Raw genomic sequence first — 19,755 nt, forward strand, 5'->3', positions numbered from 1 at the left:
GCCTTGGGGACCTCCGCCGCCGCCGCGGGCAGCCGCCGGACGAAGCTCGACTGCGGGCAGGCCCGCAGGGCGTCGGCGAAATCGTGCCCCGGATGGTCGAAGTCCAGCACCGGCAGGGCATCGTCCATCTCGATCCCGCCCTTGGGGTTGCCCTTCTCCTTGGCGCAGATGGAGCAACCGATGCAGCCGACCCGGCAGGCGTCCTTGACGGCCTTGCCCCGGCCGCGGTTGACGCAGCCGAGGTAAACCGGCTCGTCGGCGGGGATGAGCGCGATGATGTTCCGGGGACAGGCGCGCACGCAGGCCCCGCAGGCGGTGCACTTCTCCTCGACCACCACCGGCAGGCCGGCGGCACTCATGAAGAGCGCGTCGAATGGGCACGCCTCCACGCAGTCGCCGAAGCCCAGGCAGCCGTAAGTGCAGGCCTTGTGGCCCGAATCCAGGTTCACCGCAACCGAGCACCGCGGCACGCCGTAGTAGGTGTAGGCGTCCACGGCGCGTTCATGGTCGCCCTGGCATCGGACGACGGCCATCATCTTCCGCGTCCCCTCCGCGGTGACGCCCATGATTTTGGAGATTATCGCGGCCACGGGGTCGCCGCCCGGGGTGCAGCCGGTCACCGGGGTCTTGCCCGTGGCCACCGCCTCGGCGTAACCGGAGCAGCCGGGATAACCGCAGGCGCCGCAGTTGGCGCCGGGCAGGTTGTCCAGGATCTCGGCCACCTTGGGGTCCACCTCGATGCCGAACTTCTTGGCCACCGCGCCAAGGGCGAAGCCGAACAGGAGCCCCAGGACGCCCAGGCAGATGACGGCGTAGATGAGGGCGGTCAGGTCCATATCTCCTCGCAACGTACGGGTTCGAGTGGGCGACGAACTCGTCGGATTTCCCTTCGGGCGCAGATTATAAAGTTCCCCCGGGGGGCAGTCAACCCCGCGGATTTCCCTTCGGTCGCAGTAACCCTTCGGGCGCGGATTGCCACCCGACCGGCGTCGTGGTACGCTTGTCCGAACGCGCGGGAGGCCGTGTCCCCGCCACGGAGTAGCCGAGACGCGCAACCCATGACCCCAAAGAACGTCAAACCCAGCGCCAAAGGGGACTCTAGCGCCCGAAACGGGCGGTGGCCCCGCTGGCTGCGCGTCGGCCTGAAGGTCCTGTCGTGGACCGTCGGGTCGGTGTTGGGGCTGGTCGTCGTCGCCGTCATCTTTCTCCAGACCCCCTTCGTCAAACGCTGGATCATCCGGACCGTGGAGGAAGCCCTCAGTGAAGAGTACGACGCGGACTTCTCCATCGGCGGCCTGGAGGGTGTGCTCTTGACCGGCGCCACGATTCGCGACGTGACCATCTCCAACCCGCCCGGTTGCAAGGCGCCTTACTTCGTCGTGGTAAAAGAAACGGACGTGGAGTACAACCCCTTCGAGATGCTCGCCGGCGAGGTGCGGCTCCGTGTGGCCAGGGTGGTGGGCGCCGAGGTCGTGCTGGAAGAGATGCCGGGCGACCGGCTGAACGTGACGGAGATTTTCAGAAGGCGGGGCGAGGAGACGGCGGCGGCGGCGCCCCTCGTCGTTGACGACGTGAGGCTGGTGAACGCCGGATTCCGCTTCGACTTCCTCGACGAGGGGCAGTCGGACCTGGAGTGCGACGGCTTCTCGGGGCGGGTGTCCCTCGACCTGGAAACGGGGGACGTGGGCTTGAGCGGCATAGACATAAGCGGCAGGACGAACCTGTACCAGGGCGGAACCTTCCGGGTCTACGGCGGGATGAAGGTCATCGAGGACGGTCCCATCCGGTTCGACGGCGTAACCATCGTCACCTCCTCCTCGATGGTCTACGTGACGGGTGAGATGGAACCGGATACGGACCGCCTGGACTTCGATGTCTACTCGCCCCACTTCTCCCTGTCCGAGCTCCGGAACATGGGTCTCGGGGATCTCGCCCCGGCCGGCGACACCGAGCTCACCTGCCGTCTAGAGGGCACTTTCACCGATCCCCGGGCCCGGTTCACGCTGAAGGCGCGGAACCCCTCCGCCGGAGGGTACCTCCTCGACCGCCTGGAGCTCGTGGGCGGATACGCGGACGGGCGGCTCGCGCTGGAGGAGGTCCGCCTGCGCCGGGGCGGCGGTCGGGCCTCCGGTTCCGCAACGGTGGACTTCTCGGGGGAGCGACCGACCGTCGAGGCCGCGCTGGATTTCTACGGCCTGGACCCCGCCGAGCTGGCGCCCCTGACGCTGGCCCAATGGCCCGGCGACTTCAACGGCCGGTTGACCGTCCACGGTGGTGACGACGCCGTGGACGGTATCACCGCCAAGGTCGTCCTCTTCCCCAGCCGGCTCAGGGGGGTGCGCATCAACGGGCTCCGCCTGGCCGGTCATGGCACCCCGGACGACTTCGTGGTCACCGAGGGTTTTTTGAGCATGGCCGGCGCCCGGATCAACGCCCGCGGGCGCTTTAACTCCTCGGGGCTGGCCTTCACCGTAGACGGCCGCGGGGTGCCCCTGGACCGACTGGCCGGGCTGGCCGGAGTACCCGACCTGGCGGGGAATCTCGACTTCCGCGCCGCCCTGGAGGGCATCCCTCGTGACCTGGCCGCCCGCTTCGAGTTCCTCCTCACCCGCGGCTCCTGCGCCGGTTTCACCGTCGGGGAGGCCCGGTGTTCGGGCAACGTGCGACTGACCTCGACCGGGGAGGTGATCGGCCTGAACGACCTCCTCTTCGAGCTGGACGCCCGCGACGCCGGATACGGCGAGAACCGGGTGGAGCAGGGGTGGGTCGGCGGCGCGCTGTCCCTCACCGACCGGCCCGCGTTCAGGGGCGAGCTGCGCCTGGCGGGCATCACGGCCGCCGGGAGGACCTTCGAGGAGCTCCAGGGACGACTGAGCTTCGCCGACGATACCGGCGAGATCGAGCAGCTCCACCTCGTCGTGGACCCGGAGACGTACCTCTTCTACAGGGGCGGCTTCCGGCTCCTCGGGCCGGGTTCCCCCGGGACCGACGTCCTCTTCTCCACGGACCTCCTCCACGTCGTGTACCACGACTTCGACATCCTGAACTCCCGCCCCTTCGTCACGGAGCTGACCGAGGACGGGGTGAAGGTGGAGGACGTGGAGCTGGTGACCGCCGCCGGCTCCGTCTCGCTGGGGGGGACGTACTCCTTCGGGGACGAGGAGCTCTCCGCGCGGATCCACGCCCCCGAGGTGGACCTGGGGGCCCTTTCGTCCGCGCTGGGCCTCTCCGAGAATCCAGTGTCCGGCCTGGCCCGGCTGAACCTGGAGGTTTCCGGCCGGCCCTTGGAACCCCAGGTGAATCTCGAACTCAGCCTGGCGGGCGTTGCCTGCGAGGGGTACCATCTGCAGAACCTGTCGCTGGGGCTCGTCATCCGCCCCGGCGTGAACTTGGGCGAGTTGGTGGACGCCATCGCCGGAGTGGAGCCCCTGGCCCCCGGCAACGGTGATGCAAACCTGGGGACACTGACCCTCACCGCCCGGAAAATCGGCACCGAGGGGTTCGAGGTGGAGCACCTGCATCTCGACGCCGAGCTCACCGGTGAGGAGGTTCGGCTCGTCGGTCTGGACGCCTCCCTGGTGGGCGGCTCCCTGGACGCCGTGGGACGTCTCGGCCTCACCACCGTCGAAAGGCCGCTGGAGCTATACTTCGGCGCGTACGACTTCCCCCTGGACGAGCTGCCGTTCATGCCCGACACGGTGGAGGTGGAGGACGGGCACGTGTCGGCGCAGGGGCTGGTCTCCGGTCCCGTGGACCGGCTCCAGGCCGACGGCCGGGTCCACGCCCGGGTGAAGAAGCTGGAGCTCTACGATTACAACGTCCGGCTGGATAACCTCGCGGTGGAACTGAATTTCACGCCCCGGACCGCCGAGCTGACGGCTTTTCGGTGCCTGGTGGGCGGCGGGGAGCTGGTCGGCGCCGGAACCCTCACCTACGGGGCGGACCGCCTCTCAGGCGGGTTGAAGCTCACGGGGCGGGGCCTGCGGGTGAAGAACCTGGCCGACCTCTTCTCGGGGGAGCTCAACCTGGAGGTGGACGTCGAGACCGGGCCCTCGGGAACCTCGGTGACCGGGCTGGTCGAGGTCGTGGAGGGCAACGTGGACCTGCCGCTGGGCGAGAGCGGGACGGTGGCGGCCGGGCGGCCCGCAGAGAACGGCGCTGAGTCGTCCCTCAGGCTCGACCTGCGGATCGTCGCCGAGAAGAACCTCTGGATCAGGTCGGACCTGGCGGAGCTGGAGGTGGGGGCCGATCTGCGCCTGTCTCTCGCCGGCGGCGACCTGGCGCTGGGCGGCGACCTGGTTACACGGCGCGGGAGTGTGTACTTCCTCAACAAGGCCTTCGACCTGGACTCCGGCACCATCGGCTTCGACCGCATGGTCCCGCCGGACCCCACCCTCTCCATCCGGGCCTCGAGCCGGATGCGCCGGCGCGCCGCGGGCCAGACCACCGAGGACCTCACCCTGGTCGTCAACGTCGGCGGCAGGCTGTCGGAGCCGGTGATCACCCTCTCCTGCGCCGAGCACCCCGAGTGGCCGGAGCGCGACGTCATCATGCTCGTCGCCCTGGACATGACCTGGGACGACTACCAGCAGATGCTCTCGGAGCAGGGCGCGGGGGGGGCCACACGGCACGCCACCGGACAGGCCGCCTTCTACCTGGCCAGCTTCATCGAGACCAAACTGCAGCGTCTCGCCCGCGAGGCCGTGGGGCTGGACACCCTCAAGATTGAGGGCATCACCGAGTCGGGGGACATAGACCGCCTCGACATCACCATGGGGAAGTACCTCTTCCGCGACCTCTACGTCTCCTACTCCCGGGACATGCTCGCCGAGGGCAACCAGAGCTTTTCCGTGGAGTACTTCATCACCGACAAACTCTCCCTGGTGGGCACGACGGTGGAGGAGGCGGGGGAGGTGGGTTACGACCTGAACTTCCGGTGGAAGTTCAAGTACTGACGGGGCAGTGTTTTCACCGGCGCGGGCCGGGGTGAGGGCCGCCGCGTGTCCCCTACCCCCTCTGGGAGGAAGCGCGCTTACCGGCTAGGGTGAGGGGTAAAACGGGCGGGTGTAGACACCCGCCCCTACGTCAATATCCAGCAAACCCGACCCGTTGGGGCGACCGGTAGGACGAGTCCTCCACGGTCGCCCGTTTGGATGTAATTCGTAGGGGCCGACCGACGGCGCGCCGTTCAGGTCGGCCCGCGGGCGGGTCAGGAGACCCGCCCCTACGTCAACGCAATTACGGGTGAGGGCCGCCGCGTGTCCCCTCCCCCCTCTGGGGGGAAGCGCGCTTACGGGCCAGGGAGGGGGGCGAAGCGGGCGGATGAGGAAACCCGCCACCTTGCCCCGATTCCCCCTTAGCGGGAAATCGCGGCGGGTGCTATAATGCGGGGGCGCCGGGGCGGGTGAGCTGATACGCTCGTCGTGACCGAGTTTTTCCAAGTCTGAGGGGAAGGGGGCTCGGGTGAAAGTTCTGGTAACGGGCGGCGCCGGATTCATCGGCAGCCACATCGCCGACCGCTTCGCCGCCGAGGGCCACATCGTCCACGTGGTGGACAACCTCTACTCCGGCCACCGCCGCAACCTCGACCCCGCCCGGGACTTCAGCGAGCTGGACGTCTCCGAAGGCGACAGCCCCGGAAGCGGCCCCGGTTCGCTCCGGAACCTCTTCGAGGTGTTCGCCCCGGAGCTGGTGGTCCACGCCGCGGCCCAGGTCCGGGTCCGTTGCGACGACCACCTCCTCGACGCGCGGTACAACGTCCTCGGGTCGCTGAACGTGATCCACCACGCGGCCGTCCACGGGGTTCGGCGGCTGGTCTACATCTCCACCGGCGGCGCCGGCTACGGCGAGCCCCAGTACCTCCCCTGCGACGAGGACCACCCCATCCGACCCATGAGCGCCTACGGCATCAGCAAGCTGACGGTGGAGCACTACCTGAGACTCTACAACCTCGAGCGCGGCCTGGACTACGCGGTCATCCGGCCCGGCAACGTCTTCGGTCCCCGCCAGGACGAGCGGGGCGAGGCCGGGGTGTGCGCCATCTTCACCGGCCTGATGCGAGCCGGTGAGCGGCCGGTCATCTACGGCGACGGCGCCAACACCCGGGATTACGTGTACGTGGGCGACGTGGTGGAGGCGGTTTGGCTGGCCGCCACGCGGCCCGAGGCCTCGCGCCGGGTGTACAACGTCGGCACCGGCGTCGAGACCAGCACCCTGGAAATTTTCGAAAACCTGGCCTCGCTCACCGGTTACCGGGGTAAGCCGGACCACGCCCCCGAGCCCAACGAGGTGAAGCGCATCTGCCTGGATTGCACCCGGATAAAAAACGAGTTGGGCTGGAAACCGAAGCTCGACCTGCGCGCGGGGCTGACCCGGCTGGTCAACTGGTCCGCCTCGGGCAACCCACGCTGAGGCACCGATATTCCCGGGGCGGCCCCCGCGGCGCCCCCCTTTTTTAAATATCACCGCTTTTTCCCCGGGTCAATGAACCGCCCGCGGAGGTCGCATGGCGACGATTCTGGTGGTGGAGGACGAGGCCAACCTGAGGCGGGCGGTCTGCCGCGGTCTGGATGAAAAAGGGCACCGCACCGTGCAGGCCGGCACGCTGGGCGAGGCGCGCCGTAGGCTTCTCGGCGTGTCGCCCGACGCCGTCCTCCTGGACCTCCGGCTGCCGGACGGCGACGGCCTCGAGCTCCTGGGCGAGCTGCGCGCCGGTCACCCCGAGACGCCCGTGGTGATTTTCACCGCCTACGGCGACGTGGACACGGCGGTGCGGGCGCTTAAAGCCGGGGCGGAGGATTTCTTCGAAAAGCCCTTCGAGCTCGAGGCGCTGGCGCTCATCCTGGAGCGGCTCGTCGAGAAGAAGCGGCTGCGGGACGAGGTGGCGGCCTTGCGGGAGAGGCTGGGCGGCGCGGAGCCGCTCGGCGATTCCCCGGCCTGGCGGACGGTCATGGAGACGGTTCGCCGGGTGGCCCCCACGGGCGCCACGGTGCTCTTCACCGGCGAGAGCGGCACCGGCAAGGAGGTGGCGGCCCGGGCTCTACACCGCCTGAGCGGTCGGAAGGGCGAGTTCGTGGCGGTGCACGCGGCGGCCCTTCCCGCCGAGCTCCTGGAAAGCGAGCTTTTCGGCCACGCCCGCGGGGCCTTCTCCGGCGCGGTGAAGGACAAGCCCGGGTTCTTCGAGCGCGCCGACGGCGGTACGCTTTTCCTGGACGAGATCGGCGAGCTTCCACCGGCGACCCAGGTCAAGCTCCTGAGGGTCCTCCAGGAGGGGGAGACGGTCCGCCTGGGGGAGACGAAATCGCGGCGGCTGGACCTGCGCCTCGTGGCGGCCACCAACTCCGACCTGAAGGCGTCGGTCGGGAGCGGGAAGTTCCGCGACGACCTCTACTACCGGCTGGCGGTGGTGACGGTGGAGCTGCCGCCGTTGCGGGAGCGGGGGAAGGACGTGCCTCTGTTGACGGGGCATTTCCTGCGGCGGGCGTCGGCGGCGCACGGGCTGCCCCCGCGGAGGTTCTCCCAGGAGGCGGAGCGCCGTCTGGCGGGGTACGCCTGGCCGGGCAACGTGCGAGAGCTCGCCAACCTATGCGAGCGGCTGGTGATTCTCGGCCGGGGGGAGGAAATAGCCCCGGAGGAGCTGCCCGCCGAGGTCGTGGGTGCCGGGGTCGCGGACTGGCCCCCTCCTCCGCCCGGAGGCATGGGCTTGGACGAGGCGCTGGAGAAGCTGGAGCGGGAGATGCTCGGGCGCGCCCTGGCCGAGGCCGGGGGTGTGGCTCAGCGGGCGGCGAAAATTCTGGGCATCGGCCGCGGCGCCATGCAGTACAAGCTGAAGAAGTACGGTCTGGCGTGACGCATGGTTTCATGCGCCGGATAACGCGTTGATTTTCAAAGAGTTGGTTGAATATCGAGCCCCCGGCCGCCGGTCCGGGGGCCCTTCGTTGACCAAAAACCTGCGCCGGCGGGATTCGCGGTCAGACATGGGTGAATCGCTGTAAATATCCATCATCTGTATTATCAATAAAATACACTTATCAGGCACCGACAGCCGGAGCCCTGGCACAACCCTTGCTTTTAATACCGGCAAAGGAGAACCATGTTCATCATCGCGTTGATTTTCGCCCTCCCCGTCCTCGGCCTCCTCGCCGGATACCTCCGCCGGCGGGACGGGGACCGGGTCCGTCTCCTTTGCCCGGCCTGCGGCGGCGAGATTTCCCGGGACTACCTGGCCTGCCCCCACTGCGGGTCGCGGCTCCAAACCTCATGCCCGGCGTGCGGCAAGCCGGTGCGCTCCCTCTGGAAGAGCTGTCCCCACTGCGGGACGCCGCTGGGGGGTGAGACGAGGTGAAAAAGCCGGTAATCGTGGTCCTCGGGATTCTGTCCGTCGGGGTGGTCGTGGCCGGTGTGGCGCTCATCGGCGTCTTCTGGCACCACGTCGAAGGGTGGGGGCCGCCGCCGAGCCCCTGGCGCCACGGGATGCAGGAGTGCCTCCTGGCGCCCGAGGAGCTGCCGCCGCCGGTAACGGAAAATCTCGACCGGATGGGTGTCGAGGAGCGGGAAAGAGCCTTCGACTTCCTCCGCGACCTGCGCCCCGGCCAGCGTCGGGAAGCCCTCCGCGAGCTCGGTGAGTGCCCCGCGCCTGAGTTTCGGGACCGGCTGGGTGGGATGATGGTAGAATCGCCGCACCCGCTCTTCCTGTTGCCGCTCGTCCTCCTGTTCTTTGGAAGCCTGGGCCTCGCGGTGACGCTCTACCTGGTCATCCGGAAGCGTGACCGTGGGCCTCGGCTCGAACGCTGCCCCCACTGCGGACGCCCCGTGGAGGCGGGTTGGAACTACTGCCCCTACTGCACCGGTCCGCTGGGATCCGGCAAAGGCTCGACCGACGCAGATTCATCGTGAAATTTAACGTGTCCCGCCCCGGCGGGAACGCATAAAGGAGAGAGATGATACGCAGAAAAACGGCCCTGATTCTCGCCCTCGTAACCGGTATCCTCCTCGTCGCCGCCCTGCCCGCCGTATCGTACGGTCCGCTCCGCACCGGCGGTGGACCCGGTGACGGTGGGCCACGGGGGGACGGCCCCATGTGCCTGGCCTTCATCCCCGACATCACGGCGGATCAGCTCGAGGCCATAGCCGCCATCCGCGACGAGCACCACGACGCGATGCAGGACGTGCGTGACGCGCTCTACGAGGCCAAGACCGCCTTCCGGGAGCTGATGCGCGACCCCGATCCGGACCTCGCCGCCGTGCGCCGGGCCAAGGAAAAACTGGACGCCCTGGAGACCGACATGCTCATCGCCCGGCTGGAGATGCGCGCCGCCGTGCGGGACGTCCTGACCGACGGTCAGCGGATCTTCTTCGACGAGATGCAGGCCTTCGGCCCGCACCACGGACCGGGCATGGGCCCCGGACCCGGCATGGAATGGCATCCCGGCTCGGGACCGGGCATGGGCCCCGGACCGGGCAGGTCCGACGACTAGCGCCGAACCCCCTCCCTCCCAGGTGAGGCGCAAAAAGGGGAACCCCTCAGGGTTCCCCGCTTTTATTCCCTGTTGCGGTCCTCACCCCCCAATTGTGATGACGTAGGGGCCGACCTTCAGGTCGGCCCGCGGGCGACCGTGGACGGTCGCCCCTACCGGATGATGCGCGGTTTATAGCGTAGGGGCGGGTCTCCTGACCCGCCCGTTTCATGCTAAAACGTGAAATCCAGGAGAACCGTCACCCTATTCCGGTTGTCAGAGAAATTCCACTCCGGGTCGAAGAAGAAGCCCTGCCGCACCTCGACCCGCCCGACGGCCCCCCAGGGCAGGGGGATGGAGAGCTTCAGGGTGAAGTCCAGGAACCTGAGCTCGCCGGTATCCCCCTCCTCCATCACAGAGAAGGGCTCGAGGGCGGACATCGGCCGCACGCCGCGATAGTCGTCACCCAGATACAGCGCCGTCCGCAGGTCGAGCCACCAGAAGGCGCCGCCGAGATAGACGTCCGTCAACCCGCCCCGGTCGCCGCCCGGAATCAGACCGGCGAAATACCCCCCGCCCAGGTACAGCGCCCGCTCGGGGAGACAGAGCTCCAGGCCGCCGCCGAGGTTCCAGAGTTCCTCCTTGCGCACCCCGTCGGGCGGCTCGTAGCCCTGGTAGCCCGCGGTGTCGTACCCCCCCGCGTGACGGTAGGCGAAGACGAGACGGGGGACGACGCCGATCGGCCCCAGATCGAATCGCGGCGCGACCAACCCGCCGGCCAGGTACACCTCCGCCGTCGTCTCGGTGACGCGGCCCGTCCGGACGCCGAAGATTGACCAGGACAGGCCCGGCTCCTCCCCCCACCAGCCGAGGCCCGTCGCCGGGTGGTCGTAGGGCTCGGTGTGCAGCGTCTCGGGGCCGAGTTCCGGGTCGAGGTGCCCCAGCCGGACCACGCCCCAGTCGCCGAAATCCGCCGCAAACCGTATCCGCGGGTTCAGACGGAAGTTGTCCCAATTCCCCTCGTCGAATTCGAGGGCGTCGGAGCAGTCGTGCTCGAGCTCCAGCCCGGCCTCCAGGCTCGCCCAATCCGCAAAAATCCAGCGCGCGCCGACCTCGAGGCGCTGCAATAAATATGAGCGCTCGTCTGGGCGTGGCGCGGGCGGCGTGTCGTACTCCACGTTGGCAAAACAGAAGCGGTAGGCGCCGTAGAGCTCCGGCTCGACCTCGAAGGCCGCGGCCGGTCCGACGGCGAAAAGCAGTACGAGGAAGGCGGCGCAGCTTTTCAAGAAATGACCTCCGCCCGGCGGCCGGTGAGCGACCAGGGCCCGGCGCCGGTTATTTCGACCGTGCAGTAGCGCCCGGGTTCGAGGGCCTCGCCCGGCAGCTTGACCGGCTTCCCGCCGCGCGTGCGGCCGAAGGGCTCGCCCCGCTTGTCCCGCCCCTCGACGACGACTTCCAGCGTCCGGCCCACCAACTCCCGGTTCCGCGCGAAGGCCGACTCCGTAATCAGCCCGATGACGCGCTCGAGCCGCGCCTGCTTGACCTCGGGCGACACGTCGTCGGGGAGCGCGAACGCCGGCGTGCCCGGCCGCGGGGAGTACTTGAACATGAAGGCCGAAGCGAAGCCCGTCTCCTCCACCAGCCCCGCCGTCAGCGAAAAATCCTCCTCCGTCTCGCCTGGGAAGCCCACGATGACGTCCGTGGTCAGGGTCAGGTCCGGTAAAAGCTCCCGCGCCTGCCGGACGAGCGTTCGGTAGCGGTCCCGAGTATAGCCCCGGCCCATCGCGCCCAAAATCTTATCCGACCCCGACTGCAGCGGCAGGTGGAGCTGCTCGCAAACCGCCGGCTCGGCGGCCATGACCTCCAGTAAATCGCGGCTCAAGTCCTTGGGGTGGCTGGTGGTGAAGCGGACCCGTTTTATCCCGTCAACCCGGGCGACCTCGCGCAGCAGGCGGGGGAACCGCCGGCCCTTCGAGCGGTACGAGTTCACGTTCTGCCCGAGGAGGGTCACCTCGGTGAAGCCCTGCGCCGCCAGGTGCGCAACCTCGGCCAGGACTGTCTCCGGGCGGCGGCTGACCTCGGGCCCGCGAAGGTCCGGCACCACGCAGTACGCGCAGCGATTTTCGCAGCCCTCCATCACGGTCACGAAGGCGGCGTGGGGGCCGATGGCCGGGTGGTCCAGGCGGTGGTCGCCGTCGGGGTCGAAGTCGCCCTCGGGGCCGGCCGGGTCGAGGTCCTTCGCGAAGTCCTCCGGTTTTTTAACCTTTTCGACTAGTCGGGGGAGGCGCTCCACGGCGCCGGGGCCGGTGAGCAAATTCAGCCGCGGCAGCAGGTCGCGGGCCTCGTCGCCCAGGTGCTGGGCCAGGCAGCCGGTGAGGCCGAAGAGGAGGCCGGGGCGTTTTTGCGTCAGGCTGTAAAGTTGGCGCAGGCGGCCCAGGGCGTGACTGGCCGCCTTTTCGCGCACGCTGCACGCGTTGACGAGGATTAAATCGGCGTCGGCGGGGTTTTTCACAAGGCGCCAGCCGTCGGTGAGGAGACCGGCGGCCAGGCGCTCGGCGTCCCGCTCGTTCATCTGACACCCCTGGCTTTCGAGGTAGAGTTGTTTCATTTTACCGAACGATTTTGTCAAAGTAACGGGATTGTGCTATACTTCTCTCGCGTCCCAGAGTACCGCAAGGTACGTTGGTCAAGTCCGGCACGGCCGGATACTGACCACTGGGCGTTTTTTTATGGCCAGAGCTTAAGCCCTTCGGGTGTCCCCCTGCGAACCCGTGTTAAAGGTGTGCAGTCAATCTTGTCTATAATAGCGGAAAAGTACGTGTCATTCCCTCGTTCAAATTTCTGAAACGCGATACCGGCCACCAGATCGGCAAATTGCACACCGAAGCTGTATTCCGAGGGGGTCAGATAAACATTGTCAACGATATTCTCAAACTTCGTGTAGTAGGAACCATCAATAAACAATGAGTGATAGAAGCTTCTTAACCTCCGGTCTTGAGATTTGTCCCTGCTGTCCTGTATTCCGATCCCTCTGTTTTGTGTTTTCCTGAGAAAATTCTGAAATCTCTCTAACAGAAGAAGAAGCGCCTGAGAGTACATACTCTCAGGTTTATTAATATATTCTTTTTCATAAGCAGCCTGTTTATTAATTGAAACGACATAGAATCTGACACTTCTAATGCCACGAAGGGCATCAAGCAACTCGCATAGCAGATCATGTTTCCTGGCGGGGTCCCAGTTATTCAGTGGATTCAAAGCGGCCCTCTTAGCATGCTTATCACTTAATGACGGATTGATGAACGGCTTATGGAAGTACTCCCACTTCAATTCAGTTATTAATGGGATCGAATATTTTTGTTTAATAGAGTGAAGATAAAAGCGCAATTTCCGGCAATCAACTTCATCAATGGAAAAACCGGCAGCGACAAAAAAATTAGTCGCATTCGGACGTGGCCTTCCAACGTCACCAGACTCATCAATATAGAGGAGGTGCATCGTTATATGCTCACGACAGAAAATGCAGATATAATGCTCTCGATATCGGACATTCCCTTCCCTGCGATATCGAAGGCGGTGCCGTGCGAGGGGCTGGTCCGCAGGAAGGGCAAGCCCAAGGTTACGTTGACCGCGGAGTCGAAGGCCAGGAGCTTCACCGGGATGAGCCCCTGGTCGTGGTACAGCGCGATGAAGCCGTCGAAGCGGGAAAGATTCTTTTCGGTGAAGAGTGTGTCCGCCGCCAGGGGGCCGGAGATGTCGAGCCCGTCCGCCCGCAGCTCCTCCGCCGCCGGGACGACGATTCTTTCCTCCTCGTCGCCGATGACGCCGAAATCCCCGGCGTGGGGGTTGAGGCCGCAGAGCGCCAGTCGCGGCTCGCGGTCAAGTTTTTTCCCCAAAAACGCGCGGAACAGACGGGCGACGTGGACGATGTGCCCCGCGGTCAGTTGAATGGAAACCTCGGCCAGCGGGATGTGGGTGGTGGCGAGGACGACGTTGATTTTCGGCGAGAGGAAGGCCATCGCCTCGCGTCCCGACACGCCGCAGCGCTCGGCCAGATACCCCGTATGGCCGGCGTAGGGGATGCCCGCTTGAGCCCAGGCCTGTTTCGAGATGGGCCCGGTGACAAGGGCGCGGGACGGGTCGGCGAGGCACAGGTCCACGGCGCGCTCGACCCAGGAAAAGCTCGCCCGTCCGGCGACCGCGGAGATGACGCCCCATTGCGGGGCGAGGTCGGTGCCGGGGACTTCGATGAGGGGGATGCGGTTCGGGGCGGAGTCGGCTTCGTCGGGAGAGTGGACGGGGACGATTTCGAGGTCGAGACCGCAGAGCTCGATGGCGGCGGCCAGGGGCGTCGGCGCCCCGACGACTACCGGCCGGCAACCCTCGGTTATGCGGCCCCAGGCCCTGACCAGGACCTCGGGGCCGATGCCGTTGGGGTCGCCCGGCGTCACCAGAACCAGTGGTCGGTCGCCCATGACCGTCCGCGGCTATTCGGGCTTGGGTTCGGGGAGGGTTATCTCCGCCTCGTTGAAGCGGCAGTGGGTGCCGAAGCCCATCCGCTGGTAGAGCTCGATCCCCTCCTTGTTCTTCACCGCGACGTTGAGGGTCGCCAGGTCGGCCTGGTCGGACAGGAGGGTGAGCACCTTGCCCATTACCTGCTGGGCGAAGCCGCGGCGCCGGTACTCGGGGTGGACCACCACGTTGCCGATGCAGGCCACCCGCTCGTCGGGGTTCACCACGTGCGTCCCCGCGCAGGCCACGAGCCCGTCGTCCAAGTAAATTCCGGCGAAGGGGTAGGCCATCTGGTCCGGGTGGAAGGCGTTCTCCGGGTAGTGGACCATCAGGCCGGCGATGGCGTCGGCGTCCTTGGAGCCCAACTCCTCGGCTACTCCGGTGTCGAAGTTTTTTCCCGAAAGGTCCAGCGTCATTCGGAGCATACGCTTGAGCTGGACCACGTTGGTGCCCTCGGGGAAGATGGCCTCGGGCTCGCCGGTGAAGGCGGCGTTGTAGTCCCCGGCGGGGAGGAACGAGCAGATGAAGCGCAGGGCGCCGACTCCGCCGAAGAGGAAGAGGGCGGGCGGCTGGAGCCCCTCGTACACCAGCACCAGGTTCGGCCCGTTAACGTAGTACCGCGAGAGGCCGAAGTGGAGGTCGGAGAGGTCGCCCAGCGCGTAGGACGCCCAGGGGCGGTCCGAGGAGAGGAGCTCGGAGATGACGTCCCGGTCGCGGCTGCGGAAGTTTTCCAGTTTCATCGTATCCCTTTGTGAAGTTGTTAGGGTTCAGTCGAGGCCCACCAGGGCCCGGGCGAATTTTATCGGGTCGAAGGGCTCCAGGTCCTCCAGCCGCTCGCCGGTCCCCACGTGGGAAACGGGGAGGCCGGTCTCGGCGGCGACGGCGAGGAGGAAGCCGCCTTTGGAGGTCCCGTCGAGCTTTGTCAGCACGATTCGGTCGCACCCGGCGCCTTCCAGGAAGGCCCGGGCCTGGAGGACGCCGTTCTGCCCGCCGCCCGCATCCAGCACGAGGACGGTCTCCACCGGATGAGCGCCGAGCGACTTTTCCACCACGCGGCGGAGCTTGCCCAGCTCACGCATCAGGTGATCCCGGGTGTGCATCCTCCCGGCGGTGTCGGCGATGACGGCGTCCATCCGCCGGGCCTTGGCGGCTTCGAGGGCGTCGAAAAGAACCGCTGCGGGGTCGCCGCCCCCGGAGTGCCGGACCAGCGGAACGCCGGCGCGGGCTGCCCAGACCTCGAGCTGCTCCCCCGCGGCGGCCCGGTAGGTGTCGGCCGCGGCCAGGAGCACTTTTTTACCCTCCCGGGCGTACCGGGCGGCCAGCTTGGCGGCCGTCGTCGTCTTCCCCGTCCCGTTGACCCCCACCAGGAGGAGGACCTCGGGCGGCGGGCCGTCGTAGGGCGGCGGGACCGGGGGCAGCATCCCGGCCACGAGCCCGGCCAGGAGCTCCCCGGGGTCGGCCCCTCTCTCCGGGTAGATTTCTTTAAGGCGTTCCACCAGCCCGGCGGCGACCACCGGGCCCGCGTCGGCCAGAATCAGCGCCTCCTCGAGCTCGCCCGCGGCCTCATCCCCGAGGCGGTTCCCGGCCAGCTTTCGCAGGGCTCGGTCCAGCCGGTCGCGCGTCTTCGCCAGCGCCTGAAAAAAACCCATCGGGCGTTCGCCTACAGACCCGCTTCGGTGAGCTGCTCGGCCAGCTCCTCGCGGCGGTTGGAGGCCTCCAGGGCCGCCTCGCGGTCCACCAGCCCGGACCCGATCAGCGTCGTCAGGGAACTGTTGAGGGTGTACATCCCGTGGGCGTGCCCCGACTGGATGACCGAGTAGAGCTGGTGCTCCTTCCCGTCGCGGATGAGCGCGCGCACCGCCGGGGTGGCGATCAAGACCTCGGTGGCCAGCACCCGCCCCGAGCCCTCCTTCTGTGGCAGGAGCGCCTGGCTGACGACCGCCTCCAGGCAGAAGGAGAGCTGGATGCGTATCTGGCGCGTCTCACCGGACGGGAAGGCGTCTATTATCCGGGTGACGGTTTGGGTGGCGGAGTTGGTGTGCAGGGTGGTCAGTGCTATGTGGCCGGTCTCGGCGACGGTGATGGCGGCGCTCATCGTGGGCGGGTCGCGCATCTCGCCGATCATTATCACGTCGGGGTCCTGCCGCAGACACGAGCGCACCGCGGCGACGGTGTCGGTGTAGTCGGTCCCCAGCTCCCGCTGCGTCACCAGGGATTTGCCCCGCTCGTGGCGGAACTCGATGGGGTCCTCGATGGTGATGATGTGGCGGGCGCTCTCCCGGTTTATCTTGGCGATGACGGCCGCCAGGGTGGTGGACTTGCCCGAGCCGGTGGGGCCGGTGACCAGGATCAGGCCCTTGGGCAGGGCGGTGAGGCCGGCGACTGACTTGGGCAGCCCCAGCTCCTCCAGGGAGGGGATGACGTCGGGGATGGCGCGGATGGCGCAGGCGGGCCCCTCGGAGGTACGGTAGACGTTCACGCGGAACCGGCCTTGACCCTCCAGCTCGTAGCCCAGGTCCACCTGGCCGGCGTCGTCGTAGCGGGCGCGGGCGCCGGGGCGGGACGAAAGGAAAAGCCCGGTGAAGGAGTTGGCCGTCTCCCGGGTGAAGGGCTCGAGGTTGGTGGGAATCAGCCGGCCGTCCATACGCATGTGCGGGGGATAGCCGACGACCACGTGGAGGTCGCTGGCCCCCTGGCTGCGCATCACGGAGAGGAGCTTTTCCGCCAGTTCCACGTCCGCTCCCAGAATAAAGTTACACCATCTTTTGTCCGCCGGGCGGACCGGCGGATTATGATACAAGCCGCGCGCCCGCGGGTCAAGGGCCCGCGAGGTACGTCCCAAGGGCGTCGGCCTGGAAGGAGAGAAAGCGCCTCGCCGGGGGCAGACCGGCGAGCATGACGGCGCCGTAGGCCTTGGTGAGGACGCGGGAGTCCAGAATCGCCACCACACCGCGGTCGGTCTTTTTTCGGATGAGGCGGCCGAAGCCCTGGCGGAGCCGGAGCACCGCCTCGGGCACGGAGTACTCGTCGAAGGGACGCCCGCCGCGCTTCTCGATCGCCTCCGACCGCGCAGCCACCACCGGGTCGGTGGGCACGGCGAAGGGGAGCCGGGCGATGATCAAGAGCCGCAGCTCGTCCCCGGGCAGGTCCACCCCCTCCCAGAAGGTGGCGGTGGCGAAGAGGACGCCGCGCCGCGCCTCCTTGAAGCTTCGCAGGAGCCGGGTCCGGTCGGAATCGCCCTGGGCCAGAACCTCGCAGCCCATACCCCGAAGGTCCTCCTCCAGCCCGGATTTGAACGCGCGCAGCGCCTCGTGGCTGGTGAAAAGAACCAGCGTCCCCCCGACCCGGTTCAGCTCGACCAGCCGCCGAATCTCCCCCAGGGCCTCAGCGAAGTATCGCCGGTCGCGGGGGTCGGGCAGACGGGGCAGGTAGAGCGCCGCCTGGGTCGCGAAGTCGAAGGCCGGCGGGAGGAGGAGCTCCTCGCCGGGCGGGAAACCCAGCCGGGTGGTGAGGTGGGAGAAGTCGCCGCCCACGGTGAGGGTGGCGCTGGTGGCCACGGCGACCTCGGGGAGGGACCAGAGCCCCGACTCCAGCATCGGACCGACCTCGACGGGCGCCGCGTGGAGCCGCAGCCGCGCGGCGTCGTGGAGGCCGTCCGCCCAGTAAACGAAGCCCTCCCACCGCCGCTCCTCTATACCGACCAAGTCAACTCGGTAACCTTGTAGGTGGCGCGCCGCCCCGACGAGCTCCAGGGCGTCGTCCTCGGCGGCCCCGTCGGCCAGTTGCTCCAGCCAGCCCGCCGTCCGGCCCAGCTCGGCGTCCAGCTCAAACCCTGCGGAAAGGGGCCCGCGCAGTATGCGCTCCTCCCGCTCGCGCCCCGGGCCGAGCGCAGCGTGGAGGGAGGAGAAGTGCCCCTCCGCGACGTCGAGGATTTTCGAGAAATGCTCACTCAGCTCGTCACCATCCACCGCCCGGTCCATCACCGCCCCGGTCAGGGCCCCCGTGCGCCGGGCGGGGGCGTATAGCTCGCCCACGAGCCCGCGCAGACGGCCCAGGGAGACCCGGTAGCTGAGCTGGTCCGTGGCCGCGTCCTCGAGGCGGTGGGCCTCGTCCACCACCAGGTGGGCGTAATCGGGCAGGACCGCCGTCCCGGAGGACCGCAGGATGACGTCGGCCAGGAGGAGGGCGTGGTTGGTGATGACCAGATCGGCGGACTGTGCCCGGCGCCGTGCTCGCTGGAAGAAGCACTCTTTGACGTAGGGGCAGCGGCTCCCCGCGCAGGCGTCGGGAGACGAGGCGACCAGCCTCCACTCCGCCTCGGGGATGGCGAAGTCGAGCTCGGAGCGCTCCCCCCGTTTCAGATTTTTCGCGCGCTCGAAGAGCGCCCGCTGCCTCCCGGCGGCGTCGGCGTCGGAGAAGAGCCCCAGGAGCTGCTGGCGGTGCAGCTTCCGCAGGCAGAGGTAGTTGCCCCGCCCCAGAAGCAGGGCCACCTTCACCTCGGTCCCCAGCGCGGCCAGGGCCACGGGGATGTCGGCGGCGAGGAGCTGCTGCTGGAGGGCGATGGTGTGGGTGGAGACGACGCCCCGGTGCTCGTCCGTCACGCGGGAAAGGAGCGGGACGAGGTAGGCCAGGCTCTTGCCGATGCCGGTTCCGGCCTCGACCATGAGGCTGCCGCCGGTTTCGAGGGCGTCGGCGACGGCGGCGGCCATCCGGACCTGCCCCGGTCGCTCCTCGTAGGGGCGCAGGAACCCGGCCAGGGCGCCGGCGGGCGAAAAAAGATCCGTGATGGTCTGGGAAGTCAAGGGGTCACTCGTGCGGGTGCTCCGCGGCGAAGGGGTTCTCCCGCTCACCGAGCCCGTCCAGGTAGCTGTTTATCGCTTCGATTTTACGCTGAATCTCCCGGTTCGTCCGGCAATAGGCGGCGGCCAGCGGCGTGTACTCGGCGAGGCTGGCGGACAGCCTCCCCACGAGCTCGTGCCACGAAAGGCCCTCCGTCCGACGCTCGAGGTCGTACTCGGTCAGAAGGAGCTCCGCCCGCTCGTCGAGCCCGTCCCGCACCAGGGCGTTGAACCGCTCCCGGGGTGTAAAGGCGGCGACCGTCCTCAGATCGGCGTCGAAGGCCGAGCTCCGGGGGCGGGGTGAGTCGGTCGCGACCAGGAGGTCCTCGGTCTCCCGCTCGAGGGCGACCTCGAGCTCATCGAGCCGGTGCGCCTCGTCGGCCAGGGCCCGTTCCGCCCCGGGTGTGCCGGGCTCGAGGCCGAGGGCCGTCAGAAGCCGGTCCGCGGGCCAGGCGGCCGTTTCCCGCCGGAGACGGGACTGCAGCGCGGTCAGCTCCTCCAGGAGCACCGGGTAGGCCAACCGCTCCACCCGGAGGGAGAGGGTCACCTCGTCGAGGACGTCGGCGTAGGCCAGGGCATAGAGAGAGCTTTCCTCGACCGGTTCCTTGCAGCCGGCGAGGGGGAGACCGAGGCACAGCGACAGAAAGAGCGGGAGCGCGGCTTTTAGTGTCCTTTCAACCATCGCCCCAAGTATAAACGAGAAACTCGGTTTATGCGACGGCCGGGTCGGGCGCTGTTTACAAAGGCCACCAAAGAAAAGACGGGCGGGTGTGGGTACCTGCCCCTACGGGTGGGGCGTGAATCCCACGTACCCTCGTAGGGGCCGACCGACGGCGCGCCGTTTAGGTCGGCATGCGGGCGTGTCAAGAGACCCGCCCTACGTCATCGCAATACATGGGGCACAGGCCGGTTGATGGTTGCCGTATTCCCCCTCCCCCCTTTGGGGGGAGCTC

16 protein-coding genes are annotated in these 19,755 nt (G+C 67.7%); 6 read left to right on the forward strand and 10 right to left on the reverse strand.

The features are described from left to right. The coding region (locus VM054_08740; protein HUT99148.1) for an RnfABCDGE type electron transport complex subunit B at positions 1-836 on the reverse strand (836 nt) is incomplete at its 3' end. A 222-nt stretch (positions 837-1,058) separates the two neighbouring features. On the opposite strand from VM054_08740, the gene VM054_08745 reads away from it, so the two are divergent. The 6 genes from VM054_08745 to VM054_08770 all read left to right on the forward strand — a co-directional run bounded on the left by VM054_08745 (position 1,059) and on the right by VM054_08770 (position 9,476). Further along, positions 1,059-4,955 carry a translocation/assembly module TamB domain-containing protein gene (locus VM054_08745; GenBank protein ID HUT99149.1) on the forward strand — a complete coding sequence of 1,299 codons (3,897 nt, stop codon included), beginning with the start codon at positions 1,059-1,061 and terminating at the stop codon, positions 4,953-4,955. A gap of 508 nt (positions 4,956-5,463) precedes the next feature. Next, entirely contained in the window at positions 5,464-6,411 is a 948-nt protein-coding gene (locus tag VM054_08750) for an NAD-dependent epimerase/dehydratase family protein (protein HUT99150.1), read from the forward strand. 94 nt (positions 6,412-6,505) lie between these two features. Further along, complete coding sequence (locus tag VM054_08755; protein HUT99151.1) at positions 6,506-7,849, forward strand: sigma-54 dependent transcriptional regulator; 1,344 nt, start codon at positions 6,506-6,508, stop codon at positions 7,847-7,849. Positions 7,850-8,092: 243 nt separating this feature from the next. Then, positions 8,093-8,344, forward strand: a complete 252-nt coding sequence (locus VM054_08760) for a zinc ribbon domain-containing protein (protein ID HUT99152.1) — start codon at positions 8,093-8,095, stop codon at positions 8,342-8,344. Then, positions 8,341-8,895 (forward strand): zinc-ribbon domain-containing protein, encoded by a 555-nt coding sequence (locus VM054_08765; protein HUT99153.1) that lies wholly within the window; start codon positions 8,341-8,343, stop codon positions 8,893-8,895. The genes VM054_08760 and VM054_08765 overlap by 4 nt, the downstream gene beginning before the upstream one ends. Positions 8,896-8,939: 44 nt before the next feature. Then, on the forward strand, positions 8,940-9,476 hold the full coding sequence (locus tag VM054_08770) for a Spy/CpxP family protein refolding chaperone (protein ID HUT99154.1): 537 nt from the start codon (positions 8,940-8,942) through the stop codon (positions 9,474-9,476). Positions 9,477-9,688: 212 nt separating this feature from the next. Here the strand turns inward: VM054_08770 and VM054_08775 are convergent, their stop codons facing one another. From VM054_08775 to VM054_08815, 9 genes are all read right to left on the reverse strand, one after another. Beyond that, positions 9,689-10,741, reverse strand: coding sequence for a hypothetical protein (locus VM054_08775; GenBank protein HUT99155.1), 1,053 nt, complete (start codon positions 10,739-10,741; stop codon positions 9,689-9,691). After that, positions 10,738-12,063 (reverse strand): tRNA (N6-isopentenyl adenosine(37)-C2)-methylthiotransferase MiaB, encoded by a 1,326-nt coding sequence (gene miaB, locus VM054_08780; GenBank protein HUT99156.1) that lies wholly within the window; start codon positions 12,061-12,063, stop codon positions 10,738-10,740. The genes VM054_08775 and miaB overlap by 4 nt, the downstream gene beginning before the upstream one ends. 119 nt (positions 12,064-12,182) lie before the next feature. After that, positions 12,183-12,950 (reverse strand): DUF3800 domain-containing protein, encoded by a 768-nt coding sequence (locus VM054_08785; GenBank protein HUT99157.1) that lies wholly within the window; start codon positions 12,948-12,950, stop codon positions 12,183-12,185. 2 nt (positions 12,951-12,952) lie between these two features. After that, positions 12,953-13,927 (reverse strand): 4-hydroxythreonine-4-phosphate dehydrogenase PdxA, encoded by a 975-nt coding sequence (pdxA, locus tag VM054_08790; GenBank protein ID HUT99158.1) that lies wholly within the window; start codon positions 13,925-13,927, stop codon positions 12,953-12,955. Positions 13,928-13,939: 12 nt separating this feature from the next. After that, complete coding sequence (locus VM054_08795; protein HUT99159.1) at positions 13,940-14,704, reverse strand: GNAT family N-acetyltransferase; 765 nt, start codon at positions 14,702-14,704, stop codon at positions 13,940-13,942. Between the two features lie 27 nt (positions 14,705-14,731). Continuing rightward, positions 14,732-15,613, reverse strand: coding sequence for a signal recognition particle-docking protein FtsY (ftsY, locus tag VM054_08800; protein ID HUT99160.1), 882 nt, complete (start codon positions 15,611-15,613; stop codon positions 14,732-14,734). An 11-nt stretch (positions 15,614-15,624) separates the two neighbouring features. Next, entirely contained in the window at positions 15,625-16,698 is a 1,074-nt protein-coding gene (locus VM054_08805; protein HUT99161.1) for a PilT/PilU family type 4a pilus ATPase, read from the reverse strand. 82 nt (positions 16,699-16,780) lie between these two features. Further along, the gene (locus tag VM054_08810) at positions 16,781-18,766 is read right to left on the reverse strand and encodes a helicase C-terminal domain-containing protein (protein HUT99162.1); all 1,986 of its coding nucleotides are present in this window, start codon (positions 18,764-18,766) and stop codon (positions 16,781-16,783) included. Positions 18,767-18,770: 4 nt separating this feature from the next. Further along, complete coding sequence (locus tag VM054_08815) at positions 18,771-19,484, reverse strand: hypothetical protein (GenBank protein ID HUT99163.1); 714 nt, start codon at positions 19,482-19,484, stop codon at positions 18,771-18,773. Positions 19,485-19,755 lie beyond the last annotated feature (271 nt).

This window comes from bacterium, from assembly GCA_035528375.1.
Taxonomy (GTDB): Bacteria; RBG-13-66-14; RBG-13-66-14; order RBG-13-66-14; family RBG-13-66-14; genus RBG-13-66-14.

Coding starts and splice junctions, on each gene's coding strand:
- VM054_08745 (HUT99149.1), top strand. CDS start 1,059: ATGACCCCAAAGAACGTCAAACCCAGCGCCAAAGGGGACTCTAGCGCC.
- VM054_08755 (HUT99151.1), top strand. CDS start 6,506: ATGGCGACGATTCTGGTGGTGGAGGACGAGGCCAACCTGAGGCGGGCG.
- VM054_08760 (HUT99152.1), top strand. CDS start 8,093: ATGTTCATCATCGCGTTGATTTTCGCCCTCCCCGTCCTCGGCCTCCTC.
- VM054_08770 (HUT99154.1), top strand. CDS start 8,940: ATGATACGCAGAAAAACGGCCCTGATTCTCGCCCTCGTAACCGGTATC.
- miaB (HUT99156.1), bottom strand. CDS start 12,063: ATGAAACAACTCTACCTCGAAAGCCAGGGGTGTCAGATGAACGAGCGG.
- VM054_08785 (HUT99157.1), bottom strand. CDS start 12,950: ATGCACCTCCTCTATATTGATGAGTCTGGTGACGTTGGAAGGCCACGT.
- pdxA (HUT99158.1), bottom strand. CDS start 13,927: ATGGGCGACCGACCACTGGTTCTGGTGACGCCGGGCGACCCCAACGGC.
- VM054_08795 (HUT99159.1), bottom strand. CDS start 14,704: ATGAAACTGGAAAACTTCCGCAGCCGCGACCGGGACGTCATCTCCGAG.
- ftsY (HUT99160.1), bottom strand. CDS start 15,613: ATGGGTTTTTTTCAGGCGCTGGCGAAGACGCGCGACCGGCTGGACCGA.
- VM054_08815 (HUT99163.1), bottom strand. CDS start 19,484: ATGGTTGAAAGGACACTAAAAGCCGCGCTCCCGCTCTTTCTGTCGCTG.